At 70.2% G+C, this 24436-nt stretch carries 25 protein-coding genes; 12 read left to right on the plus strand and 13 right to left on the minus strand.

The window, feature by feature from the left end; all coding sequences use genetic code 11:
• Positions 1-5 precede the first annotated feature (5 nt).
• Entirely contained in the window at positions 6-1442 is a 1437-nt protein-coding gene (locus tag AC5P09_RS01800; RefSeq protein WP_493872086.1) for an aldehyde dehydrogenase family protein, read from the plus strand.
• On the plus strand, positions 1435-2328 hold the full coding sequence (locus tag AC5P09_RS01805; RefSeq protein WP_307676958.1) for an aldehyde dehydrogenase family protein: 894 nt from the start codon (positions 1435-1437) through the stop codon (positions 2326-2328). The genes AC5P09_RS01800 and AC5P09_RS01805 overlap by 8 nt, the downstream gene beginning before the upstream one ends.
• 78 nt (positions 2329-2406) lie before the next feature.
• Here the strand turns inward: AC5P09_RS01805 and AC5P09_RS01810 are convergent, their stop codons facing one another.
• Positions 2407-2811 carry a hypothetical protein gene (locus AC5P09_RS01810; RefSeq protein WP_493872087.1) on the minus strand — a complete coding sequence of 135 codons (405 nt, stop codon included), beginning with the start codon at positions 2809-2811 and terminating at the stop codon, positions 2407-2409.
• A 70-nt stretch (positions 2812-2881) separates the two neighbouring features.
• Between AC5P09_RS01810 and AC5P09_RS01815 the strand changes: the two genes are divergently transcribed.
• Positions 2882-3592: a uridine kinase family protein gene (locus tag AC5P09_RS01815; RefSeq protein ID WP_493872088.1), complete on the plus strand. Its 711-nt coding sequence runs from the start codon at positions 2882-2884 to the stop codon at positions 3590-3592.
• 214 nt (positions 3593-3806) lie between these two features.
• Here the strand turns inward: AC5P09_RS01815 and AC5P09_RS01820 are convergent, their stop codons facing one another.
• A complete protein-coding gene (locus AC5P09_RS01820) occupies positions 3807-4574 on the minus strand; it encodes a SigE family RNA polymerase sigma factor (protein ID WP_493872089.1) in 768 nt (255 codons plus the stop codon).
• A gap of 263 nt (positions 4575-4837) precedes the next feature.
• Here AC5P09_RS01820 and afsQ1 point away from each other — a divergent pair, with 263 nt between their 5' ends.
• The 5 genes from afsQ1 (at position 4838) to AC5P09_RS01845 (ending at position 8611) form a co-directional block, all read left to right on the plus strand.
• Positions 4838-5515: a two-component system response regulator AfsQ1 gene (afsQ1, locus tag AC5P09_RS01825; protein WP_161300939.1), complete on the plus strand. Its 678-nt coding sequence runs from the start codon at positions 4838-4840 to the stop codon at positions 5513-5515.
• Positions 5512-7068 (plus strand): ATP-binding protein, encoded by a 1557-nt coding sequence (locus tag AC5P09_RS01830; protein ID WP_493872090.1) that lies wholly within the window; start codon positions 5512-5514, stop codon positions 7066-7068. Before afsQ1 ends, AC5P09_RS01830 begins: the two co-directional genes overlap by 4 nt.
• Positions 7068-7670, plus strand: a complete 603-nt coding sequence (locus AC5P09_RS01835) for a hypothetical protein (protein ID WP_493872091.1) — start codon at positions 7068-7070, stop codon at positions 7668-7670. The genes AC5P09_RS01830 and AC5P09_RS01835 overlap by 1 nt, the downstream gene beginning before the upstream one ends.
• A 92-nt stretch (positions 7671-7762) precedes the next feature.
• Positions 7763-8314: a VanZ family protein gene (locus AC5P09_RS01840; RefSeq protein WP_493872092.1), complete on the plus strand. Its 552-nt coding sequence runs from the start codon at positions 7763-7765 to the stop codon at positions 8312-8314.
• Positions 8315-8407: 93 nt separating this feature from the next.
• Entirely contained in the window at positions 8408-8611 is a 204-nt protein-coding gene (locus AC5P09_RS01845) for a PspC domain-containing protein (RefSeq protein ID WP_266434556.1), read from the plus strand.
• 87 nt (positions 8612-8698) lie between these two features.
• Here AC5P09_RS01845 and AC5P09_RS01850 read toward each other — a convergent pair whose 3' ends face one another.
• Positions 8699-9058: an ATP-binding protein gene (locus AC5P09_RS01850; protein ID WP_493872093.1), complete on the minus strand. Its 360-nt coding sequence runs from the start codon at positions 9056-9058 to the stop codon at positions 8699-8701.
• 139 nt (positions 9059-9197) lie between these two features.
• Positions 9198-10370: an adenosine deaminase gene (locus tag AC5P09_RS01855; protein ID WP_493872094.1), complete on the minus strand. Its 1173-nt coding sequence runs from the start codon at positions 10368-10370 to the stop codon at positions 9198-9200.
• Positions 10371-10483: 113 nt separating this feature from the next.
• Between AC5P09_RS01855 and AC5P09_RS01860 the strand changes: the two genes are divergently transcribed.
• Positions 10484-11239, plus strand: a complete 756-nt coding sequence (locus tag AC5P09_RS01860; protein ID WP_493872095.1) for a prolyl oligopeptidase family serine peptidase — start codon at positions 10484-10486, stop codon at positions 11237-11239.
• A gap of 68 nt (positions 11240-11307) precedes the next feature.
• Here the strand turns inward: AC5P09_RS01860 and AC5P09_RS01865 are convergent, their stop codons facing one another.
• Complete coding sequence (locus AC5P09_RS01865) at positions 11308-12261, minus strand: LysR family transcriptional regulator (protein ID WP_493872096.1); 954 nt, start codon at positions 12259-12261, stop codon at positions 11308-11310.
• A gap of 63 nt (positions 12262-12324) precedes the next feature.
• On the opposite strand from AC5P09_RS01865, the gene AC5P09_RS01870 reads away from it, so the two are divergent.
• Together AC5P09_RS01870 and AC5P09_RS01875 are read left to right on the plus strand one after the other, a co-directional pair.
• On the plus strand, positions 12325-13590 hold the full coding sequence (locus AC5P09_RS01870; protein ID WP_493872097.1) for an MFS transporter: 1266 nt from the start codon (positions 12325-12327) through the stop codon (positions 13588-13590).
• Positions 13591-13820: 230 nt separating this feature from the next.
• Positions 13821-14831 carry a sigma-70 family RNA polymerase sigma factor gene (locus tag AC5P09_RS01875; RefSeq protein WP_493872098.1) on the plus strand — a complete coding sequence of 337 codons (1011 nt, stop codon included), beginning with the start codon at positions 13821-13823 and terminating at the stop codon, positions 14829-14831.
• Here the strand turns inward: AC5P09_RS01875 and AC5P09_RS01880 are convergent.
• On the minus strand, positions 14715-15059 hold the full coding sequence (locus AC5P09_RS01880; protein ID WP_493872099.1) for an STAS domain-containing protein: 345 nt from the start codon (positions 15057-15059) through the stop codon (positions 14715-14717). The genes AC5P09_RS01875 and AC5P09_RS01880 overlap by 117 nt on opposite strands.
• 184 nt (positions 15060-15243) lie before the next feature.
• Between AC5P09_RS01880 and AC5P09_RS01885 the strand changes: the two genes are divergently transcribed.
• Positions 15244-16167: an AEC family transporter gene (locus AC5P09_RS01885; RefSeq protein ID WP_493872100.1), complete on the plus strand. Its 924-nt coding sequence runs from the start codon at positions 15244-15246 to the stop codon at positions 16165-16167.
• 6 nt (positions 16168-16173) lie between these two features.
• Here AC5P09_RS01885 and AC5P09_RS01890 read toward each other — a convergent pair whose 3' ends face one another.
• From AC5P09_RS01890 to AC5P09_RS01920, 7 genes are all read right to left on the minus strand, one after another.
• Positions 16174-16767 (minus strand): Uma2 family endonuclease, encoded by a 594-nt coding sequence (locus tag AC5P09_RS01890; protein WP_493872101.1) that lies wholly within the window; start codon positions 16765-16767, stop codon positions 16174-16176.
• 121 nt (positions 16768-16888) lie between these two features.
• Positions 16889-18172 (minus strand): thymidine phosphorylase, encoded by a 1284-nt coding sequence (locus tag AC5P09_RS01895; protein WP_493872300.1) that lies wholly within the window; start codon positions 18170-18172, stop codon positions 16889-16891.
• A gap of 96 nt (positions 18173-18268) precedes the next feature.
• Positions 18269-18661 carry a cytidine deaminase gene (locus AC5P09_RS01900; protein ID WP_493872102.1) on the minus strand — a complete coding sequence of 131 codons (393 nt, stop codon included), beginning with the start codon at positions 18659-18661 and terminating at the stop codon, positions 18269-18271.
• Complete coding sequence (locus AC5P09_RS01905) at positions 18658-19923, minus strand: ABC transporter permease (protein WP_493872103.1); 1266 nt, start codon at positions 19921-19923, stop codon at positions 18658-18660. The genes AC5P09_RS01900 and AC5P09_RS01905 overlap by 4 nt, the downstream gene beginning before the upstream one ends.
• Complete coding sequence (locus AC5P09_RS01910) at positions 19920-21044, minus strand: ABC transporter permease (RefSeq protein ID WP_493872104.1); 1125 nt, start codon at positions 21042-21044, stop codon at positions 19920-19922. The genes AC5P09_RS01905 and AC5P09_RS01910 overlap by 4 nt, the downstream gene beginning before the upstream one ends.
• On the minus strand, positions 21044-22648 hold the full coding sequence (locus AC5P09_RS01915) for an ABC transporter ATP-binding protein (protein ID WP_493872105.1): 1605 nt from the start codon (positions 22646-22648) through the stop codon (positions 21044-21046). Before AC5P09_RS01915 ends, AC5P09_RS01910 begins: the two co-directional genes overlap by 1 nt.
• Before the next feature lie 397 nt (positions 22649-23045).
• Positions 23046-24092, minus strand: a complete 1047-nt coding sequence (locus AC5P09_RS01920) for a BMP family lipoprotein (protein WP_493872106.1) — start codon at positions 24090-24092, stop codon at positions 23046-23048.
• Between the last annotated feature and the right edge of the window lie 344 nt (positions 24093-24436).

The following is a 24436-nucleotide window of genomic DNA, read 5'->3' on the forward strand; positions in this document are numbered from 1 at the left end:
TCACCATGGCACCCGTATTCGACTACGCACCCGCACCCGAGTCCCGCTCCGTCGTCGACATCGCGCCCTCCTACGGCCTGTTCATCGACGGCGAGTTCACCGAGGCCGCCGACGGCAAGGTCTTCAAGACGGTCTCGCCGAGCACTGAGGAAGTGCTGTCCGAGATCGCCCAGGCCGGCACCGAGGACGTCGACCGCGCGGTCAGGGCCGCCCGCAAGGCCTTCGAGAAGTGGTCGGCGCTGCCGGGCGCCGAGCGCGCGAAGTACCTGTTCCGCATCGCCCGGATCATCCAGGAACGCAGCCGCGAACTGGCCGTCCTGGAGACCCTGGACAACGGCAAGCCCATCAAGGAGACCCGCGACGCCGACCTCCCCCTGGTCGCCGCGCACTTCTTCTACTACGCGGGCTGGGCCGACAAGCTCGACCACGCCGGCTTCGGCACGAACCCGAGGCCGCTCGGCGTGGCGGGCCAGGTCATCCCCTGGAACTTCCCGCTCCTGATGCTGGCCTGGAAGATCGCCCCGGCGCTCGCGACCGGCAACACCGTGGTGTTGAAGCCCGCCGAGACGACCCCCCTGTCCGCCCTGTTCTTCGCGGACATCTGCCGCCAGGCGGGCCTGCCCAAGGGCGTCGTGAACATCCTTCCGGGATACGGCGCCACGGGCGCGGCGCTCGTCGAGCACCCGGACGTGAACAAGGTGGCCTTCACCGGCTCCACGGCGGTCGGCAAGGCCATCGCGCGCCAGGTGGCGGGTACGAAGAAGAAGGTCACCCTCGAACTCGGCGGCAAGGGCGCCAACATCGTCTTCGACGACGCCCCGATCGACCAGGCCGTCGAGGGCATCGTGAGCGGCATCTTCTTCAACCAGGGCCAGGTCTGCTGCGCCGGCTCCCGGCTCCTGGTCCAGGAGTCGATCCAGGACGAGCTGCTGGACTCCCTCAAGCGCCGCCTGTCGACCCTCCGCCTCGGCGACCCCCTGGACAAGAACACGGACATCGGCGCGATCAACTCCGCCGAGCAGCTGTCCCGGATCACGACGCTCGTCGAGCAGGGCGAGGCGGAGGGCGCCGAGCGCTGGTCCGCGGCCTGCGAACTCCCGTCCTCTGGCTACTGGTTCGCCCCGACGCTCTTCACGAACGTCACCCAGGCGCACACCATCGCCCGCGACGAGATCTTCGGCCCGGTGCTGTCCGTCCTCACCTTCCGCACGCCGGACGAGGCCGTCGCCAAGGCCAACAACTCGCAGTACGGCCTCTCCGCCGGCATCTGGAGCGAGAAGGGCTCCCGCATCCTCGCGGTGGCGAACAAGCTCCGCGCGGGCGTCGTCTGGTCCAACACGTTCAACAAGTTCGATCCGACCTCGCCGTTCGGCGGCTACAAGGAGTCGGGCTTCGGCCGCGAGGGCGGTCGCCACGGCCTGGAGGCGTACCTCGATGTCTGACCGTCTCAGTGTGTTCAAGACCTACAAGCTGTACGTCGGCGGGAAGTTCCCGCGTTCCGAGAGCGGCCGGGTGTACGAGGTGACGGACTCGAAAGGCAAGTGGCTGGCGAACGCGCCGCTCTCCTCCCGCAAGGACGCCCGGGACGCCGTCGTGGCGGCCCGCAAGGCGTTCGGCGGCTGGTCCGGCGCGACCGCGTACAACCGCGGCCAGATCCTCTACCGCATCGCGGAGATGCTGGAGGGCCGCAGGGCGCAGTTCGTCCACGAGGTCGCCGACGCCGAGGGCCTGTCGAAGTCGAAGGCCACCGAGCAGGTGGACGCGGCGATCGACCGCTGGGTCTGGTACGCGGGCTGGACCGACAAGATCGCCCAGGTGGTCGGTGGCGGCAACCCGGTGGCGGGCCCGTACTTCAACCTCTCGTCCCCCGAGCCGACGGGCGTGGTCACCGTGCTGGCCCCCCAGAAGTCGTCCTTCCTGGGTCTGGTCTCGGTCCTCGCCCCGGTCATCGCGACCGGCAACACGGCGATCGTCATCGCGAGCGAGAAGTCCCCGCTCCCGGCCCTGTCCCTGGGCGAGGTGCTGGCCACCTCCGATCTGCCCGGCGGAGTCGTCAACGTCCTCTCCGGCCGTACGGCGGAGATCGCGACGCCCCTCGCGGCGCACCAGGACGTCAACGCGATCGATCTGGCCGGCGCCGGCACCGACGATGGCCTGGCGAAGGAACTGGAGATCGCGGCGGCCGACAACCTGAAGCGCGTCCTTCGTCCACAGCCTGTGGACGACTGGTCGGCGACGCCCGGCATCGACCGCATGACGGCGTTCCTGGAGACGAAGACGGTCTGGCACCCGACGGGTTCACTGGGCGCGTCCGGCTCGGGGTACTGACCGGCCGGCCGTCTCCGCAGACTGAAGAGCCGCGCTTCCCCTCCGTCCGGGGGAGGCGCGGCTCTTCGCCTGCCGTCCTCAGTGGTTCAGCAGCCCCGTCACCTGCCCGACCACCGGCATGCTCCCGATGGACTGCGCCTGCGCGACCGGCTGGGTCAGCGCCTGCGAGGTCAGCGGCTTGAAGCCGGCGCCCTGGGCGCCGATGCCGTTGTCGAGCGGGTCTACGCCGGTGCCGGCGAGCGGGTTGGGCTTGAGGCCCGCGACCGGGCCGGTGACGTAGCCGACGGTGCCGGTGAGGGCCTGGAGGCCGGCCTGCGGGTCGACGTTGCCGAGCGAGGTGGGGCGGCTGCGCACCCCGTCGATGACCGGCTCGGCGTCCGCGGCGGCCGTCGCCGTGCCTGCCCCCAGCGCCACGCCGGCGGTCGCGAGGGCGACCAGGGCGCGCTGGGCGATCGTGTTCTGGGAGGACGCGTGTCGGACCATCGTTTCTGCCACCTTCTGCTTGCTTCGACTTGCACAGGGTAATCAGGTCGATACGAAGGGTAGTTGAGGTGTGACGCGCGCATCAAAGCCGACCCGCGGGGTCGTTCGGGAGCCGCCGGATGCCTCACACTGGTGTCCCGTGAGCTCCCATCCACCCATACCGACGCGAGTCGTGCTGCTCTGCGGCCCTTCCGGCTCCGGCAAGTCCCTCCTCGCCGCCCGCTCCGGCCTGCCGGTCCTGCGGCTCGACGACTTCTACAAGGAGGGCGACGACCCGACGCTGCCGCTGGTGGCCGGGAGCTCCGACATCGACTGGGACCACCCGGACTCCTGGGACGCGGACACGGCGATCACCGCGATCGTGGACCTGTGCCGCACGGGCCGGACGAAGATCCCGTTCTACGACATCTCGCTGAGCGCCCGCACCGGCGAGGAGTCGGTGGAGGTGGGCCGCACGCCGCTGTTCATCGCGGAGGGCATCTTCGCGGCCGAGATCGTCATCCGTTGCCGGGAGCTCGGAGTGCTCGCCGACGCCCTGTGCCTGAGCCGCGGTCCGGTCCGCACGTTCCGCCGCCGCTTCCTCCGCGACCTGCGGGAAGGCCGCAAGTCGGTGCCCTTCCTTCTGCGCCGCGGCTGGCGCCTGATGCGCGCCGAACGCTCCATCGTGGCCCGCCAGACGGCCCTGGGCGCCCACGCCTGCGACAAGGACGAGGCCCTGGGCCGCCTCGCCTCGGCCGCGGCGGGCCGCCGCCCGGCGGCGACTTCGGCCTCGCAGGGCTGATCTCGGCCCCCTGACCGCCGTACACGCGAAAACGGGACTGGATGGACCCCCCGGCCCTCCAGTCCCGCTCCCTTGGTGCTCCCCCGTGCTTTCCCCCACCCCCGTGGGTCCCCCATGACCCCCGTGGGTCCCCCGTGACCCCCGTGGGTCCCCCGTGACCCCCGTTGGCCCCTCCCCGGTTACTGCTCCCCCGTTACTTGCTTCCCCCCAACCTTCAGGCGACGAGCTCCCCGAAGGCGCTTTCCTCGTCACGGCCGAAGCTGAGGACCTCGTCCTCGCGCAGCCGGCGGAGCGACCGCCAGATGCTGGACTTCACCGTGCCGACACTGATGTCGAGGATCTCGGCGATCTCCGGGTCCGTGCGGCCCTCGTAGTAGCGCAGGACCAGCATGGTGCGCTGGAGTTCCGGCAGCCGGGCGAGCGCCTGCCACAGGACCGCGCGCAGTTCCGTGCCGCGCATCGCGTCCGTGTCGCCGGGCGTCTCCGGCAGTTCCTCGGTCGGGTACTCGTTCAGCTTGCGGCGGCGCCACGCGCTGATGTGCAGGTTGGTCATGGTGCGGCGGAGGTAGCCCCCGACCGCGGCCTTGTCACTGATCCGGTCCCACGCCCGGTAGGTCGAGAACAGTGCGCTCTGCAGCAGGTCCTCGGCCTCGAAGCGGTCACCGGTGAGGTGATAGGCGGTTGCGTACAGGGAGGCGCGGCGCTCCTGGACGTAGGCGGTGAACTCCGCCTCCGACAGCGAACGACGCTCCCCCGTGTCCTCCCTGTACGCGCTTCCCCCGACAGTGCCCACAGCGGCTACCGCCGCGGGTTCCCCCGTGAAGCCGTCAACCACCGTCATGTAACCGGTGTGCTGACGCCCGGTGCCGCGAGCGCACCCCCGCCCGCTCACAGCACCGGACTTCTCGGAACCCCGGCCCCCGTTCACGTCGTGCAGACGCGTGATCACTGCGCTCGTGCTGGTGCCGTGCAGCGTGTTCATCTCGCGCCCCCCGTCGTGGACTTCCCGGTGTTTCGGTTGTGCGTCCCGCTTCCTTGCCTGTGACCAAAATCTTGCCCGGGCCACTTCATGGCCGTGTCCGCCGACTGTCACAGACCTGTCACAGGGCCACCTTCGGATGCCGCTCCCGGACGTGGCACAGTCCCCACACAGACAAGAGGGTTACCGGCGCGTAGAGATACAGGTTGAGGTCGGAGAAATACAGGTGTCGCAGCCCCACCCCGCCATGGGCCAGAATGACCCCCGTGCCTTCCCTGTTGCTGATCGAGGACGACGACGCCATCCGTACGGCCCTGGAGCTGTCTCTGACGCGCCAGGGACACCGGGTTGCCACCGCTGCCACCGGCGAGGACGGCCTGAAGCTGCTGCGTGAGCAGCGGCCGGATCTGATCGTGCTGGACGTGATGCTGCCCGGTATCGACGGGTTCGAGGTGTGCCGGCGCATCCGGCGCACCGACCAGCTGCCGATCATTCTGCTGACCGCGCGCAGCGACGACATCGACGTGGTGGTCGGACTGGAGTCCGGTGCCGACGACTATGTCGTCAAGCCTGTTCAGGGGCGGGTCCTCGACGCCCGGATCCGGGCCGTGCTGCGGCGCGGCGAGCGGGAGGCGAACGACGCGGCCTCGTTCGGTTCGCTCGTCATCGACCGCGCGGCGATGACCGTGACCAAGAACGGCGAGGACCTCCAGCTGACCCCGACCGAGCTCAGGCTGCTGCTCGAACTGAGCCGGCGGCCCGGACAGGCCCTGTCCCGGCAGCAGTTGCTGCGGCTGGTGTGGGAACACGACTACCTGGGCGACTCGCGGCTGGTGGACGCCTGTGTCCAGCGGCTGCGCGCCAAGGTCGAGGACGTGCCGTCGTCCCCGACGCTGATCCGTACCGTGCGGGGCGTGGGTTATCGGCTGGACAGTCCTCAGTGACCGAAGCGCAAGGGGGCGTTCGCGGCTGGGCCGCGGCTCGCAGGGGAACCTGGTCACGGCTGCGTTTCACCAGCCTGCGGCTGCGGCTGGTCGTCGTGTTCGGTCTGGTGGCGCTGACCGCCGCCGTGTCGGCGTCCGGCATCGCCTACTGGCTCAACCGCGAGGCGGTGCTCACCCGCACCCAGGACGCGGTGCTGCGCGACTTCGAGCAGGAGATGCAGAACCGCGCGGGCACGCTGCCCCAGAGCCCCACGCAGGACGAACTGCAGCACACGGCGGGCCAGATGGCGAACAGCAGCCAGCGCTTCAGCGTGCTGCTGGTCGCCGCGGACGAGAGCGGCAAGACGGTGTACGGCAACTCCGGTGCCCTGAACGGGTTCTCGCTCCAGGACGTGCCCGCCTCCCTGCGCGAGGCGGTGAACAAGGAGCAGAAGGTCACCTCGGCCAACAAGTACGCGTACCACCTGTACTGGCAGCGGATAGTCAGCGACGGCACGCCGTATCTGGTGGCCGGCACCAAGGTGATCGGCGGCGGCCCGACCGGTTACATGCTCAAGTCGCTGGAGCCGGAGGCCAAGGACCTCAACTCGCTCGCCTGGTCGCTCGGTATCGCCACCGGCCTGGCGCTGCTCGGCTCCGCGCTGCTCGCGCAGGCGGCCTCCACGACCGTGCTGAAGCCGGTGCACCGGCTGGGGGTCGCCGCCCGGCGGCTCGGCGAGGGGAAACTGGACACACGGCTGCAGGTGTCCGGGACCGACGAACTCGCCGATCTGTCGCGGACATTCAACAACGCCGCCGCGGCGCTGGAGAAGCGGGTGGACGACATGGCCGCCCGGGACAACGCGTCCCGGCGGTTCGTGGCGGACATGTCGCACGAGCTGCGGACGCCGCTCACCGCCATCACCGCCGTCACGGAGGTGCTGGAGGAGGAGCTGGAGTCGGGCGGCATCGACCCCATGGTCGATCCGGCGGTACGGCTCGTGGTCAGCGAGACCCGGCGGCTCAACGAGCTGGTCGAGAACCTCATGGAGGTCACCCGCTTCGACGCGGGTACGGCCCGGCTGGTCCTCGACGACGTCGACGTCGCCGACCAGATCACCGCGTGCATCGACGCGCGGGCCTGGCTCGACGCGGTGGAGCTGGACGCCGAACGCGGCATCCACGCCCGCCTCGACCCGCGCCGCCTGGACGTGATCCTCGCGAACCTCGTCGGCAACGCGCTCAAGCACGGGGGGTCGCCGGTGCGGATCGTCGTGCGGGAGGCCGACGAGGAGGTCGTCATCGAGGTACGGGACCACGGGCCCGGCATCCCCGAGGACGTCCTGCCGCACGTCTTCGACCGGTTCTACAAGGCCAGCGCCTCCCGGCCGCGCTCCGAGGGCAGCGGCCTGGGCCTGTCCATCGCCCTGGAGAACGCCCACATCCACGGCGGCGGGATCACCGCCGCCAACTCCGCCGAGGGGGGCGCGGTGTTCACACTGCGGCTGCCACGGGACTCGTCGCCGCTCACGGAGGAGCCCGACGAAGGTGAGAAGGCCAAGGGGGACGCCTGATGAACGTACGCCGCGTGCTGGCGCTCCCCGTGCTCGCCCTGCTCCTCGCCGGGTGCGGCATCCGGGCCACCGAGGTGCCGACCGACTTCGGCCCCGCGCCCTCCCGGGTGCGCTGCTCCCTCGCCGAGCCGGACATCTCCACGCAGGCCTCGCGCGGGCTGCCGGTGCAGGTGTTCCTGCTGTGCGGTTCGTCGCTGGTGGCCGTCGACCGGACCGTGCGCGTGCCGGACGGTACGGCGGACTCCGAGCGGCGTGTGCTGGTCGCCCAGGGGCTGCTGGACGAGCTCGCCGCGACGCCGTCGCCCGCGGAGAAGGAGGCCGGCTACACCACCGACGTGCGCGGCGGCATGACGGTGAGCGGACCGCGTCCCGCGGACCCCGCGGACGCCCTGCGCCTGAGCACCCCGCCCAACGACCTGACCTCCTACTCCCTCGCCCAGCTGGTGTGCACCTTCTCCGACTCGGCGGCCGCGGAGGGCGACGGCTCCGTCATCCTCGGCGGCCCCGTCGGCGGGCCCCTGCGGCGCTACGAGTGCACCGACGAGGTCCGCTCCCGCCCGGGCAGCAAGGAGCCGCCGTCGAGCGAGGTGGCGGGCGGGTGATGCCTCCCAAGAGGGGCGTGTGGCGCAAGCCTCATGCACGTACCTCTGGGTGTCCCGGAACCGATCGTGCCGGAGGCCGCGTCTAGGGGGGCGTGCAGCGTCAAGGCTCCATCGGCGGCAGTGCCGCGATTCGCATCCGTGTGACGGGAGGTGTCCTCCTCGTCGCACACCTCGCGTTCGTCGCCTGGTTCACGCTGCGTCCGCTGGACGTTCCCTGGGTGATGCCGCCCAATCTGCATCCGCTGGCCGGTATCCGGGCGGATGCCGCGCTCGGCTGGCAGGAGGGCGCCCGGCGCATCGCCGAGGGGCTCGCGCTGCTGGCCCCGCTGGGTGTGCTGCTCCCGATGGTGCACGGCAGGCTCGCGGTCTCCCCGCTCGCCTCCCTGCTCCGTACGACGGCCGCCGGCGCCCTGATCTCGCTGGGCATCGAACTGCTCCAGACCGGCGTGCCCGGACAGGTCGTCGACATCGACTCACTGCTCCTGAACACGGTGGGCGTCGCCCTCGCGCACGCGGCGCTGGTGCCCGCGGCCCGCGCCCTGCTCCGCCGCAGGACCGAGCGCGTACAGAGCCGCTCCGTCCGCCAGGAGGAGGCTCCTCAGGGTCGGACCCCGACGATTCCCAGGGTCGGCATCGCACCGTAGAGCGACGCTTTGTCCTCTTCGTCTCCGTACCGTGGTTGTAGATGAGGCAGCCGACAGAGCCGCCTTCGACCGACGCTCACGAAGGAGCCGAACATGAACCGCCTTGCCCGCCCCACCAACGGCCGCATGATCGGCGGAGTGTGCGCAGCGCTGGCTCGGCGCTTCGGCACCTCCGCCACGACGATGCGGGTCATCTTCGTGGTCTCGTGCCTGTTGCCCGGCCCGCAGTTCCTGCTCTACATCGCGCTGTGGATCCTCTTCCCGTCGGAGGACAAGGCCGCGCGCACGGCCTGGTAGGCGCACGTACGCCGGTGGGGCGCACCCCGTGTCCAAGGGTGCGCCCCACCGGCGCGTACGGAGGCGGTGCGGATCAGCCGAGCGGGGTCAGCCGAGCGGGATCCCGTTCCCCGGCAGGCCCTGCGTGGGCAGCCCGGTGTCACCGATCGGCAGACCGCCGAGCAGACCGGCGACCGGTGCGGTCGGGCCCTGGGAGAGCACCTTCTGCGCGACCGGCTGCGCGGCGGCCGGGCTCGTGGTGAGCGCCGGCTGCGCCTGGGACACCGCCTCACCGGCCCCGGGCAGCGCCGAGGTGACGTTCTCCGCCGGCAGCGTCTGGGTGACGGTGCCCAGCGCCTCGGTGGCGTCCGGGACGGCCGGGGCGGCATTCGCGGCACCCGCACCGGCGGCGGCGAAGGCGGCACCGAGAGCGGCGACACCGAGGGTCTTGGCAGCAGACTGCTTCATGAAAACGCGTCCTTGAATGGGATGACGGGAACGTGAGCGGTCCACGACCGTAAACACGCGAAGGCACCCGCCGCAAACATCGAAATGCGGACGGCTCGTGAAAGCCCGCCCGCATTCCGGATCCCCGGTTTCCCCCGGATCAGCCTTCCGCGGCCACAGAACCGCTGGTGGAAGCGGTCTGCTGGAACAGCCATTCGGACTTCAGCTCGGCATATCCGGGCTTGACGACGTCATTGATCATCGCGAGTCGTTCATCGAAAGGAATGAAAGCTGATTTCATCGCATTGACGGAGAACCACTGCATGTCGTCGAGCGTGTAACCGAATGCCTCGACAAGGTGCTCGAATTCCCGGCTCATGCTGGTGCCGGACATCAGGCGGTTGTCCGTGTTCACAGTCGCCCGGAAGTGCAGCCGGCGCAGCAGCCCGATCGGGTGCTCGGCGTACGAGGCCGCGGCTCCGGTCTGGAGGTTGGAGCTGGGGCACAGCTCCAGCGGGATGCGCTTGTCCCGTACGTAGGAGGCGAGCCGGCCGAGCTTCACCGAGCCGTCCGCCTGGACCTGGATGTCATCGATGATGCGCACGCCGTGGCCGAGCCGGTCGGCGCCGCACCACTGGAGGGCCTGCCAGATGGACGGCAGCCCGAAGGCCTCGCCGGCATGGATGGTGAAGTGGTTGTTCTCGCGCTTGAGGTACTCGAAGGCGTCGAGGTGCCGGGTGGGCGGGAACCCGGCCTCGGCGCCCGCGATGTCGAATCCGACAACACCGCCGCCCGCCAGGTCGCGGTAACGGTTGGCGAGTTCGGCGATCTCCAGGGCGCGGGCCGCGTGCCGCATGGCGGTGAGCAGGGCGCCGACGCGGATGCGGTGGCCGTTCGCGCGGGCTCGGCGCTCCCCTTCCCGGAAGCCCTCGTTGACGGCCTCGACGACCTCTTCGAGGCTCAGTCCGCCGCTCAGGTGCTGCTCGGGGGCGTACCGCACCTCCGCGTACACGACCCCGTCCTCGGCGAGGTCCTCGGCGCACTCGGCGGCGACCCGGACGAGCGCGTCGCGGGTCTGCATCACGCCGACGGTGTGCGAGAAGGTCTCCAAGTACCGTTCCAGGGAACCGGAGTCGGCGGCCTCGCGGAACCAGACGCCGAGCTTGTCGGGGTCGGTCTCCGGGAGGTGGGAGTACCCGGTCTCCCGGGCGAGGTCGACGATCGTGCCGGGGCGCAGCCCGCCGTCGAGGTGGTCGTGCAGCAGAACCTTGGGCGCCCGGCGGATCTGGTCCGAGTTCGGCGTGGTTCCCTTCGGGGCAGTCTGGCTCGTCATTTCCGCACTCTAACGCCTACGCGCGTAGATCGCTCGCTGTACGAAATCGTCGATACGTAACGGTGACCGCACGGACCAGTGTCGTACACCCACGCTTCTGACACTGTTCTGTCATGGCACAGCAAGCGACGCCGGTTCGCACGCCCCGGCTGGGACGGGCACGGGGACCGGAGCCGACAGCGGTGAGCGGGGTGGTACTGCTGCTCCCCGGTGGCGACGAGGTCTCCGCCCGCAGACCTTCACCCATGATGGCGACCGCGTCCGTAAGGGCGTTGGGACGGCGCCTGACCCGAGCGGGCCGCGAGGACGGCCTGGCCGCACACGTCGTCCACTACCGCTACCGCGGCTGGAACGGCAGCGAGGCCCGGCTGGCCCACGACGCCTCCTGGGCGGTCGACGAGACCGTACGGCGCTACGGCGACGTCCCCGTCTGCCTCATCGGCGTCGACATGGGCGGCCGCGCGGCGCTGCACGCGAGCGGGCACGAGGCCGTCAACTCCGTGGTGGCGCTGGCCCCTTGGCTGCCCGAGGAGGACGTGGCCGCGCCACCCGAACCGGTGAAGCAGCTCGTGGGGCGCCGGGTGCTGATCGTGCACGGCACGAACGACGAACGTACGGATCCGGAGTTGTCGTTCCGGCTGGCGACGCGGGCGAAGAAGGCGAACCGGGATGTGTGCCGGTTCGAAGTGCACTCCGACGGGCACGGGTTGCATCAGCACCGGGAGGAAGTGCACGCGCTGGCCGAGGACTTCGTGATGGGGGCGTTGTTCGGGCGGGCGTTGTCGCGGCCGGTGCGGGATGCCTTGGCGGCGCCTCCGCCGTTGGGGTTGCGGATGCCGCTTGCCTCCGGCTTCGGGCGGCGGCGGTAGGTGCGGGGGCTTTCGGTTGTCTGCGGACTGCGGGTTCGTTGTGGTTGCTCGCGCAGTTCCCCGCGCCCCTAACCCGGCAGCAGGTTGCCCTTTCTTGAGAGCAGGAACTTCTTGAAGGCGGCCACGGGGGGTGTGTCCGGGTGGCCGTCGAGCCAGGCCACGCCGATCTCGCGTGCCGCCCGTGGAGCTGTGACCGTCAGTTCCACGACTCCCGGGCGGGGGAAGACGGGTGGGGGTAGGAGGGCTACCCCCAGGCCCGCTGCCACGAGGCCCCTCAGGGTTTCCGCTTCCTCGCCTTCGAAGGCGACCCTCGGCTTGAAGCCGGCCTCCTGGCAGAGGTCGTCGGTGATGCGGCGGAGGCCGTAGCCGGGTTCGAGGGTGACGAAGGTTTCGTCGGCGGCCTCGGCGAGGCGGATGCGGCGGCGGGCGGCGAGGCGGTGGTCGGCCGGGACGACCAGGCGGAGTTTCTGTTCGTCGAGGCGGCGGGCGACGAGGTCGGGGGCGTCCGGGACGGGTGAGGTGAGGCAGAGGTCCAGCTCTCCTGCGCGCAGGCGCTCGATCATCGCCTCGCCGTAGTTCTGGACGAGGCTGAAGCGGACGCGGGGGTGGTCGGCGCGGAAGGCGTGGATCAGCCCCGGGACCGTCTCGGCTCCCATGGTGTGCAGGAAGCCGAAGGCGACCTTGCCGGTGGTGGGGTCGGCGTCGGCGCGGACCTCGTCGGCGGCGCGACCGACCTCGGCGAGGGCACGCTCGACGGAGGCGAGGAAGGTGCGTCCGGCGGGGGTGAGGGAGACCGTACGGCCGCGGCGGGCGAACAGGTCGACGCCCAGATCCTGTTCGAGGCGGACCATCGCTCGGGACAGGGTGGACTGCGGGACCTGCATCTCCTGGGCGGCGCGCGTGACGTGCTCGGTACGGGCGACGCCGGCGAAGTAGGCGAGGCGCGGGGCCAGCAACATCACCATGTCTTCTGTGTCACTGGACTGTGACAGGCGCGGCTGTGACCTCTGTTGATGCTCCATGGGAACGATTATGCCGATTCCATGCATTGGACGGATGATCGGGAACGTACGTACTTTCGAGGCATGTCTCCCGCCAGTACCGGGGCGTCCACCGTCGTGGGCGCCGCAGCCTCTGCCCCAGTCGTCGATTCCCGTGTCGCCCCGGGCGGCCCCGGTTACCGCCGGATGAGCTTCGCCCTCTTCCTCGCCGGTGTCGCGACCTTCGCCCTCCTCTACTCGACCCAGGCCCTGCTGCCACTGATCTCCGGCGACTTCGGGGTGGCGGCGAGCGAGGCGAGCTGGACGGTGGCGGCCGCGACCGGTGGCCTTGCGGTGTTCGTCCTGCCGATGAGCGCCCTGTCGGAACGATTCGGCCGGCGTACGGTGATGACGGCCTCGCTGGCGGTCGCGGTGACGGTCGGGCTGCTGGTCCCCTTCGCTCCGTCGCTGACGGCGCTGGTCGTGCTGCGGGCGGTGCAGGGTGCGGCGCTGGCGGGTCTGCCGGCCTCGGCGACGGCCTACCTCGCGGAGGAGGTCACGCCCAAGGCGCTGGTCACCGCGATCGGTCTGTTCGTCGCGGGCAACAGCGTCGGCGGGATGAGCGGCCGGGTCATCACCGGCTGGGTCGCGCAGGAGTGGGGCTGGCGGGTCGCGGTCGGCGTGATCGGTGCGCTCGCGGTGGCGTGCGCGGTGGCCTTCCGGCTGCTGCTGCCGGCACCGAAGAACTTCGTGCCGGGCTCGCTGCGGCCGCGGGTGCTGGCGCGTACGGTGCGCGATCATCTGTCCAACCCGCTGCTGTGCCGGCTGTACGCGATCGGCGCGCTGTTCATGACCGTCTTCGGCGGGGTCTACACGGTGATCGGGTACCGGCTGACCGAGGCGCCGTTCGGGCTGCCCCAGGGCATCATCGGGTCGATCTTCCTGGTGTACCTGGTGGGTACGGTGTCGGCGTCCACGGCGGGGCGGCTGGTCGGTCGGCTGGGCCGGCGCGGGGCGCTGTACGCGGGGGGCGGTACGACGGCGGCGGGGCTGGTGTTGTCCCTGGCCGACTCCCTCCCGCTGGTCCTGCTGGGCCTGGTGCTGATCACCGCGGGGTTCTTCGCGGGGCATGCGGTCGCGTCGTCGGCCGTGAGCAAGACGGCGACGAAGGGGCGGGCGCAGGCCTCGGCCCTGTACCAGTCCGCGTACTACGTCGGCTCCAGCGCGGGCAGTACGGTCGGCGCGGTCGCGTTCCACGCGGGCGGCTGGGCCGGGACGGTGAGCGTCGGACTGCTGGCGGTGCTCGGCGTCGTGACGATCACGGTGTTCGGGACCCGGGCGGCGCGGCGGTCGCCGGTGCCGGCTCACTGAGCTCGCCGTACCTGGGGGGCTCCGCCCCCTGGACCCCCGGCCTTCGCCTCTCGACCCACCGAGACGGGTCATGGGTGGGCACAGGTCCGGGGGCGGAGTCCCCAGGGGCGCGCACCCCCACCGACCTGCGCCTTTCCCCACTCCCCAGGCCATTGTCAGTGCCGTGCGGTAGCTTCCGAAGTGCTGGGCGCGAAGGCGCGCGACAGGAACGCCACAGGGGTGGGTGGACGATGAGTGACACGGTGACGACGGATCTCGACGTCAGGCTGGAGAAACACCGGACCGAGCTGACGGGGTACTGCTACCGCATGCTCGGCTCGTCCTTCGAGGCCGAGGACGCGGTGCAGGACACGATGGTCCGGGCCTGGCGGAGCTACGAGAAGTTCGAGGGCCGCTCCAGCCTCCGCTCCTGGCTCTACCGGATCGCGACGAACGTGTGCCTGGACATGCTGACGGCCGGCAACAAACGCGCCAGGCCGATGGACCTCACGGATTCCACCCCCCTCGCCCAGGCCGCCCTCTCCCCCCGCCCTGACAACACCTGGCTGGAGCCGATGCCGGACGCGCGCGTGCTGCCCACGACCGAAGACCCGGCGGAGGCGGCCGTGGCCAAGGAGTCCGTGCGGCTCGCGTTCATGGCCGCCCTCCAGCAGCTCCCGGCCAAGCAGCGCGCGGTGCTGATCCTGCGCGAGGTGCTGGCCTGGAAGGCGAGCGAGGTCGCCGAACTGCTCGACACCTCGGTCGCGTCGGTCAACAGCGCCCTGCAGCGGGCCCGGGCGACGCTCGCCGAGCGGGAGCAGCGCGGCGCCGACGCCGCCGTGTCCGACCCTCTGGACGACGACCAGCAGAAGCTGCTCGACCGCTATGTGGCAGCGTTCGAGGGCTACGACATGACCGCACTGACGGCCCTGCTGCACGAGGACGCGGTCATGACGATGCCGCCGTTCGACCTGTGGCTGACCGGCCAGTCGGACATCACCGGCTTCATGACGACACTCGGCGCCCCCTGCGCGGGTTCGCGTCTGGTGCCGGTCCAGGTCAACGGCCTGCCGGGGTTCGCCCAGTACAAGCCGGACCCGGAGAAGGGCGGTTTCGTTCCCTGGGCGGTGCAGGTCCTGGAGATCTCAGACGGGCGGATCACGGGGTTCCACTGCTTCCTCGACACCCAGCGCTGGTTCCCGCTGTTCGGGCTGCCCCTCCGTCTCGAAGTGGAGGCCGACCAGGTCGAGGAGGGCGTGTAGGGCCGGGGCGGGGTCCCGCAGCCGGATCCGGCCGCCGGCCCGCCGGGCGGTGAGCTCCAGCCGCGCCAGCAGGTCGACGGTGCCGAGCCCCGGCGGTCCGAGCCCTGCGACATCGCACACCACGGTCCTCGCGCCACTGGTCTCCAGCAGTGCCCGCACGTCGTCGCAGAGCCCGGTCACCTCGTCCTTGGTGACGGGGCCGGTGAGCACGAGTACAGCGGGTGTCATGGCGTCCACGATCGGTAGACCGGCGGGGCGGGCGTAACTCATCGCGGCCGGCGCGTTCCCCTGCTGTCCGCCGACCGGGACCGGATTGACCCGCCGCCCTCCTTCCCCGGAGGGTTGCCTGTATGCGCCACATATCGGCACCGCCCTGGAGACCGCACGCCTTCCTCACCTCTGAGGAGGCCCCGTGCAGGGAGTGCTGACCGGCTTCGCGGTGATCGCCGTCGTGATCGGCGTCGGCTATGCGATCGGGCGGGGCGGCCACCTCGGCGAGCACGGCCGCGACGTCCTGACGAAGCTCGCGTTCCACGTGGCCTCACCGGCTCTGCTGTTCACCACGCTCGCCCGCACCGACCTGTCGCTGATCTTCTCCAGCCGCCTGATCGTGACCGCGCTGAGCACGGCGGCGGCAGCGGGCGTCTTCGTCGCGGTGGGTGTCGTACGCGGCTGGGGGGTGGGCCGTACGACGATCGGCGCGCTGTGCTCCGGTTACGTCAACTCGGGCAACCTCGGTATCCCGATCGCCGTGTACGTGCTGGGCGACGCCTCGCTGGTGGCGCCGGTCCTGCTGTTCCAGCTCCTCCTGATCACGCCGGTCGCGCTGACGGTCCTGGACCTGTCGGGCAGGGACGGTGAGAAGGGCCCGCTGTGGCACCGGCTGCTCACACCGTTGCGCAATCCGATCGCGGTGGGGTCGCTGGCCGGAGTGGCGGTCTCGGCATCCGGTATCGACATCCCGTCCTTCGTCATGGACCCCGTCACTCTGATCGGCAACATGTCCGTCCCGGCGGTCCTGCTCGCCTTCGGCATCTCCCTGTGCGGCAGCGCGATGCCGGGCCGGGGCCCGGACCGCCCGCTCGTGCTGCTCTCGGTCGCGTTGAAGACGGTGGGCCAGCCGGTGGTGGCCTGGGCACTGGCGGTGGGGGTGTTCGGACTGCGCGGGGCGCCGCTGCTCGACGTGGTGGTGACGTCGGCTCTCCCGACGGCACAGAACCTGTTCACGTACGCGTCCAGCTATGGCGTGGGCGAGCGGCTGGCGCGGGACTCGATCCTGGTGTCGACGGTGTTGTCGGTGCCGGTGTTGGTGGCGGTGGCGGCGTTGTTGGGGTGACCTGCATCAACTATGGGGAAAGTCGCTGGTGTCGAGGTCGAGGTCGAAGGGCTTCGGCAAGGGGATGGTGGCACCGAACTTGCCCGCCCGCAGGACGCGGTAGACGTCACCGTGAGGTTCGCCGTACAGCGTGATCGTTGGGCCTCCGGGGGCCCAATTGTCGATGAGGAGGTACAGAGGGACGCCTGCCTGTGCGTACCCTGCCGCCTTCTTGATCCGGTCGTTGCTCGCGTTGGACTTGGAGGTGATCTCGACGATAAGTTCCGCCGCGTCAGCGGGGATGTAACAGCCCTTCTCAGTGCGCAGCACCTGCCTCGGCGCCACAGCGAGGTCCGGAATGTACAGCCCAATGCGGGACGGCACGGCTGTGCCCAGCGTCTGGTAGATGCCCCAGTCTTTCGGGATCACCTCGTACAGGCTGCGCTGCACGAGGTCCGCAATGTCGTTGTGCGCGTTGGACGGTGGTGGTGCCACGGTGACGATCCCCTCGATGATCTCCACCTTGCAGCCCTCGGGTGCGTCCGTCTCCTGCCAGATCCGGACGAGTTCTTCCCACTCGTGGCCGCTGGCCGTCGAGTGGTCGACGGTGAGTGCGCTCATGGCGGTGTCTCCAATCGGTGCGTCACCGATCCCAGCATGCCGAACGGGACCGGCGCAGGTCCACCGATCCCGTTCACCCGAAAGAGCCGTGACACCAGCGGCCTCCGGCCGCGGGCGCAGGTCAGGCGATCCGCTCCAGAACCACCGGCGAAGCCGAGAACTCCGTGCCCGGCGCCGCGATGTCGTACGCCCCTTCCACCGCCTGCAACGCGTACTCGAAGCGCTCGGGCGTGTCCGTGTGCAGGGTCAGCAGGGGCTGGCCCTCGGTGACCGTGTCGCCGGGCTTGGCGTGCATCTCCACGCCCGCGCCCGCCTGCACCGGGTCCTCCTTGCGGGCGCGTCCGGCGCCCAGGCGCCAGGCGGCGACGCCGATGCCGTAGGCGTCGAGGCGGGTCAGGACGCCCGAGGCCGGGGCCTTGATCACGTGCTGCTCGCGCGCCACCGGCAACTCGGCGTCCGGGTCGCCGCCCTGGGCCGCGATCATGCGGCGCCAGACGTCCATCGCGGAGCCGTCGGCCAGGGCCTTCGCCGGGTCGGCGTCCTTCACTCCGGCCGCGTCCAGCATTTCGCGGGACAGCGCCAGGGTCAGTTCCACGACGTCCGACGGGCCGCCGCCCGCCAGGACCTCCACCGACTCGCGGACCTCCAGCGCGTTGCCCGCCGTCAGGCCGAGGGGGGTCGACATGTCCGTGAGAAGCGCGACCGTCTTCACGCCGTGGTCGGTGCCCAGGCCCACCATCGTGGAGGCCAGCTCGCGGGCGTCCTGAAGGGTCTTCATGAAGGCGCCCGTGCCGACCTTCACGTCCAGGACCAGGGAGCCGGTGCCCTCGGCGATCTTCTTCGACATGATCGAGGAGGCGATCAGCGGGATCGCCTCGACCGTGCCGGTCACGTCACGCAGGGCGTAAAGCTTCTTGTCCGCCGGGGCCAGGCCGTCGCCCGCCGCGCAGATCACCGCGCCCGTCCCTTCGAGGACGGACAGCATCTCCTCGTTGGAGAGCAGCGCCCGCCAGCCCGGGATCGACTCCAGCTTGTCCAGGGTGCCGCCGGTGTGGCCGAGGCCGCGGCCCGACAGCTGGGGGACGGCCGCGCCGCAGGCGGCGACCAAGGGGGCCAGGGGCAGCGTGATCTTGTCGCCGACGCCGCCCGTGGAGTGCTTGTCCGCGGTCGGGCGGGACAGGGCCGAGAAGTCCATGCGCTCGCCGGAGGCGATCATCGCGGCCGTCCAGCGGGCGATCTCCCGGCGGTTCATGCCGTTGAGCAGGATGGCCATCGCGAGTGCGGACATCTGCTCGTCGGCGACCTCCCCGCGGGTGTACGCGTCGATGACCCAGTCGATCTGCTGGTCGCTGAGCTCACCACGGTCCCGCTTGGTGCGGATGACGGAGATGACATCCATCGACAACAACGCCATGGCTTGGCCTTCCTTCCGAAAAGCATTCAGAAACTGCGCGGCCCCCCGAGCGGCCGGAGCGGGCAACTCGGAGGGGCCGCACGGGAGTTACTTGGTGAGATGGCCCGGCCCGAAGGCCTGCGGCAGCATCTCGGACAGCGGCAGGATGCCCGCCGGGGTCTCCAGGAGCAGGCCGGGGCCGCCGAACTCGTACAGCAGCTGGCGACAGCGGCCGCACGGCACGAGGATCTCGCCGTGGCCGTCCACGCAGGTGAAGTGCGTGAGCCGACCACCCCCCGTGTTCTGCAGCTCCGACACCAGTCCGCACTCGGCGCACAGGCCGAGGCCGTACGAGGCGTTCTCGACGTTGCAGCCGGAGACCGTGCGCCCGTCGTCGACCAGGGCGGCCACGCCGACCGGGTAGCCGGAGTACGGGGCGTAGGCCCGCGCCATGGCGTCCCGGGCCACCGCACGCAGCTGCTCCCAGTCGACGTCGGTCACTTGCCCTGTCCCTTCCGGTACGGCATGCCGTCCGCCTTCGGCATCCTGAGGCGCTGGGCCGACAGAGCGAGGACGACGAGCGTGATGACGTACGGCGTGGCGGAGACGACCTGGTTCGGGACCTCGTTGGTGCCCAGGTACCAGGCGAGCACCAGGCCGCCGATGAGCAGGGTGATGACGGACGAGGTGTACTTCTTCCGGAACGCCAGCCAGATGGAGCCGATGATCAGCAGCAGGGCGCCGAGCAGCAGCAGCGCGTGGACGTTCTCGGAGCCGCCGCGCAGGTTGAGGCTGTCGGTGTAGCCGAACAGGCCCGCGCCGAGGGCGAGTCCGCCCGGCATCCAGTTGCCGAAGATCATCGCGGCGAGACCGATGAAGCCGCGACCGCTGACCTGGCCCTCCAGGTAGAAGGGGTTGGCCACGATGGACAGGAAGGCACCGCCGAGGCCGGCCAGGCCGCCGGAGATGATCACGGCGATGTACTTGTACTTGTAGACGTTCACGCCGAGGGACTCGGCCGCGACCGGGTTCTCGCCGCAGGACCGCAGCCGCAGACCGAACGCGGTGCGCCACAGCACCCACCAGGTGCCGGGGACCAGTGCGACGGCCAGCAGGGTCAGCCAGGAGACGTTGGTGATCAGACCGCCGAGCAGGCCGGCGATGTCGGAGACGAAGAACCAGCCCTTCTCGTTGAGATCCCTGAGTCCGTCGGAGAGCCCGGGCACCGTGAAGTTGCCGAGGGCGTCCACCGGCGGGGACTGCTTGGCCGAGCCGCCCGTGTGGCCCTCGAAGGCGAGCGGGGCGAGGTAGCGGGTGGCGCCGAGGGCGAGGATGTTGATGGCCACACCGGAGACGATGTGGTTGACGTTGAAGGAGACGGTGACGATCGCGTGCAGCAGACCGCCGATCGCGCCGCCGAGGATGCCGACCAGGACGCCCGTCCAGGGACCCCACTGGAAGCCGGCCCAGGCACCGAACCAGGTGCCGAGGATCATCATGCCCTCGAGGCCGATGTTGACGACGCCCGCGCGCTCGGCCCACAGACCGCCGAGACCGGCGAGGCCGATCGGGACGGCGAGCTGGAGCGCGGTGGACATCTGGCTGACGTTGGTGATGCCGTCGGCGCCGGTGATGATGCGCACGATCGAGGTCAGTGCCAGAGCGCCGGCGATGACCAGCAGCAGCACCTGCACCGACACCCGGCGCCCGGTCGGCGCCGAGGGCTGGAGCTTGGGCTGGTTGAGGTCGGTCACGGTGGTCATCGGCCGGCCACCTCCTTCTTGACGTTGTCGGTGGCGCCGAGGACGTGTCCGGCGGCCAGCTCTGCGCCGACCCGGCGCTGCTGGCGGCGCAGACCCCACTCGCGGACGGCCTCGTACGAGACGACGACGGAGAGCACGATCAGGCCCTGCATGATGACCGCGATCTCCTTGTCGTAGTCGTGGAAGTCCAGCTCGGGCGAGGCCTTGTCGAGCCAGGCCCACAGCAGGGCGGCGAAGGCGATACCGGTGGGGTTGTTACGGCCGAGCAGGGCGATGCCGATGCCGAGGAAGCCGATGCCGGTGGGGAAGTTGAGGTTGTAGGTGTGCGAGTCGCCGAGCAGGATCGGCAGGCCCGCGAGACCGGCGAGACCGCCGGAGATCAGCATCGCGGTGAGCACCATGCGCTTGGGGTCGACACCGCTGGCCGCCGCGGCGGACTCGGAGGCGCCGGAGGCGCGCAGGTCGAAGCCGAAGCGGGTGCGGTTGAGGACGACCCAGTAGCCGATGCCGAGCAGCACGGCGAGGAATACCAGGCCGTAGATCTCGCCGGCGTCGCCCATGTCGATTCCGGGCACCCAGCCGGACTCGTGCATCTCGCCGGTGGTGTTGTTGTTGCCGACCTTGACGCCGAAGACGCTGGGCAGCCACAGGTAGGCGATCACGGAGGTCGCGATCGCGTTGAGCATGATCGTCGCGACGACCTCGCTGACCCCGCGGGTGACCTTGAGGACACCGGCGATGCCGGACCAGAAGGCGCCGGTGCAGACGGCGGTCAGGAGGAGCAGCGGGATCTGCAGGACCGCCGGCAGGTTCGCGTGGGCGCCGACGATCGCGGCCATCATGGCGGCGAGCTGGTACTGGCCGTCGACGCCGATGTTGAACAGGTTCATCCGGAAGCCGATGGCCACCGCCAGAGCCGCGATGTAGTACATCGAGGCCTGGTTGATGATCAGGACCTGGATGTCGGAGAACGTGGCCTGCTCGAACATGATCGCGAACGGCTCGACCGGGCTCTTGCCCGAGGCGATCAGCACGATCGCGCTGAGCACGAAGGCCACGGCGAGCGCGATGACCGGTCCGGCCACCGCGAGGAGCACGCGCTCCTTGTCGAACTTCTTCATCAGCGGGCCTCGTCTTCCGGAGACTCGGGAGACTTGCCAAGGTCGGGAGTCTCGGGAGTCTCGGGGGTGTCTGCCGGGGGCTCGGGGGTCTCTTCGTGTTCGAGGTGACCGGTGGCGGCACCGGTCATGGCCGAGCCCAGTTCCTCCGGGGTGATGGTGGCCGGGTCGGCGTCGGCGACCAGTTTGCCGTTGTAGATCACGCGCAGGGTGTCGGACAGGCCGATCAGCTCGTCGAGGTCGGCGGAGATCAGCAGCACGGCCAGGCCCTCGCGGCGGGCCTCGCGGATGTGGTCCCAGATCGCGGCCTGCGCGCCGACGTCCACACCCCGGGTGGGGTGGGCGGCGATGAGGAAGCGCGGCTTGCTGCTCATCTCGCGGCCGACGATCAGCTTCTGCTGGTTGCCGCCGGACAGGGAGGCGGCGGTGACGTCGATGCCGGGGGTGCGCACGTCGTAGTCCGCGACGATCCGGCGGGTGTCCTCCTGGGCGCCCTTCGGGTCCAGCCAGACGCCCTTGGCGTTGGGCTTCTCGGTGACATGGCCGAGGATGCGGTTCTCCCAGAGGGGGGCTTCCAGGAGCAGGCCGTGGCGGTGGCGGTCCTCGGGGATGTAGCCGATGCCCTGCTCGCGGCGCCTGCGGGTGGGCCAGGCGGTGATCTCCTCGTCGATCAGCGCGATCGTGCCGGAGTCGGCGCCCTTGAGGCCGATGAGCGCGTCGACCAGCTCGGTCTGGCCGTTGCCCTCGACGCCGGCGATGCCCAGGACCTCGCCGGCGTGGATGGTGAAGCTGATGTCGTCGAGGAGGGCCTTGCCGCCCATGGCTTCCAGGCGCAGTTTCTCGACGGTGATGACCGGGCGGTCGGTGACCGTCGACTCGGCGGTCTCCGGGGTGGGCAGCTCGCTGCCGACCATCATCTCGGCGAGCTGGCGCGGGGTGGTCTCGGCGGGGACCGCGGTGCCGACGGTCGTACCGCGTCGGATGACCGTGATCTCGTCGGCGACGGAGAGGACCTCGCCCAGCTTGTGGGAGATGAAGATGACCGACAGGCCCTCGGACCTGAGCTCGCGGAGGTTGTCGAAGAGCGCGTCCACCTCCTGCGGCACGAGGACGGCCGTCGGCTCGTCCAGGATCAGGGTGCGGGCGCCGCGGTAGAGGACCTTGAGGATCTCCACGCGCTGGCGGGCGGCGACGCCGAGTTCCTCGACCAGGACGTCGGGGCGCACGCCGAGGCCGTAGCGCTCGGAGAGCTCCTTGATCTTGCGGCGGGCCTTGCCGCCGATGCCGTACAGCTTCTCGCTGCCCAGCACCACGTTCTCGAGCACCGTGAGGTTGTCGGCGAGCATGAAGTGCTGGTGCACCATGCCGATGCCGCGGACGATGGCGTCGGCCGGGGACGAGAAGGCGACCTGCTCGCCATCGACCGCGATGGTGCCCTCGTCCGGCTTCTGCATGCCGTAGAGGATCTTCATCAGCGTCGACTTGCCGGCGCCGTTCTCACCGACGAGGGCATGGACGGTGCCCTTGCGGACGGTGAGATGGATGTCGTGGTTGGCCACGACGCCCGGGAATCGCTTTGTGATCCCGGCGAGTTCGACGGCGGTCACCTGACCGTTGACCGCCGCGTCGGCCGGAGGGCTGCTGGACGCGTTGATGGCGCACTCTCCTGGGAAAGGGGGTCGTCTACGCGCGTAGCGCCCCTACGGCATCGAAAGGGGCCCGACGTCCGTGACAACGGGGTACGGGGAGACAGCCTCCCCGTACCCCGTTGAGCGGACGTAACCCCGCGGTTACACGCTGCTCAGGGTTTGAGGGGGTGTCTCATGGATCCTGCCGGTGTCGCGGGCCCTGGCACGCACATCTGCGGCGTTGTCGTCGGTCGCCGACGCTCCGCGTCGACTCCCTCCTCCGCCTTGCAGCTGCACGCGCACCAGACCCCGCTCGACTCGGCCACAAGGCACCGCCGGTCGGGGCCGGCCTGATCCATGAGACACCCCCTGCTCTTCAGCTGCTCTTGACCTTGATCTCGCCGCTGATGATCTTCTCCTTGGCCGTCTTGATGGCGTCCTGCAGCTCGGTGTTGTCCGCGAACTTCGGGTTGGAGTTCGACAGGCCCACCTCGCCGGTCTTCAGATCGCCCCTGACGATACCGGCCTCGGGCTTGCCGTCCTCGACCGACTTCGCCAGGTTGTACACCGCCTTGGCGACGTCCTTCATCGCCGAGGTGAGGATGGAGTCCTTGTACTTCGTGAGGGCTTCCTGCCGGTACTGGTCGGAGTCGACGCCGATCGCCCAGATCTTGTTGGCGGCGGCGGCCTCGATCACGCCCTGGCCGGAGAGACCGGCGGCCGCGTAGACGACGTCCGCCTTCTTCTCGATCTGGCCCTCGGCGGCCGTCTTGCCCTTGTCGGGGCTGGAGAAGCCGCCCTCCTCCGCGGTCTGCGTCAGGTACTGCGAGAGGACCTTGACCTTGGAGTCGGTGTCCTTGACGCCCTGCGCGAAGCCCGCCTGGAACTTGTGGATCAGCGGGATGTCCACGCCGCCCACGAAGCCGACCACGTCCGTCTTGGTGCTCTTGGCCGCGGCGACACCCGCGAGGTATGAGGCCTCCTCCTCGGAGAAGACCAGGTCCGCCACGTTGTCCGCCTCGACGGTGGAGTCGTCCACGATGCCGAAGGTGGTGTCCGGGAACTTGGCCGCGGCCTCCTTGACGGCCGGCGCGTACGCGTAGCCGATGCCGATGACCGGGTCGTAGCCCTGCTTGGCGAGCGACTCCAGACGCTGCTGCTTGTCGGCGTCGGTCTCGCCCTCGGTGGGCTCCAGGTCGGCCGTCTGGTAGCCGAACTCCTTCTTCGCCTCTTCCAGGCCCGCGTACGCCGCGTCGTTGAAGGACTGGTCGCCCTTGCCGCCGACGTCGTACGCGATGGCCAGACCCTTGTCGCCCTTCGAGTCCGACGAGCTGTCGGTCGAGGTCCCGCCGCAGGCGGAGAGCGCGAGGGCCAAGGAGGCGGTCGCTGCGCCTGCGACCGTGATCCGGGAAATCCGGCGCATGTGTGGTGCTCCTGTCGTATAGCGGATCCGGGGAAGTGCGGCTGCGTTCCTGCGTCGTTCGCGGCGGGAGTGCGTGCCGGGCGGCGCGGGGGGCGTGCTCGCGCTTCCCTGGGGTCACCAAGCGCCGGACGGTTCGGCTTCGATGCTTGGCTTCGCCGCAGATTAACGCGCGTAGACCACCGTGAAAACCCCTTCTGTCCACCTTGTTATCCGCCCGTGCCCCAACGCAACTCGCCCTTGACCCAAGGATTGCCGACCGCAAAGAGAACGTGGCGGTGGGTGACCTCGGCCGGACACGCCGAAGCGGGCGGGGACTCAGAAGTCCACGCCCGCTTCGTACCGAT

This window comes from Streptomyces sp. a15 (assembly GCF_059026085.1).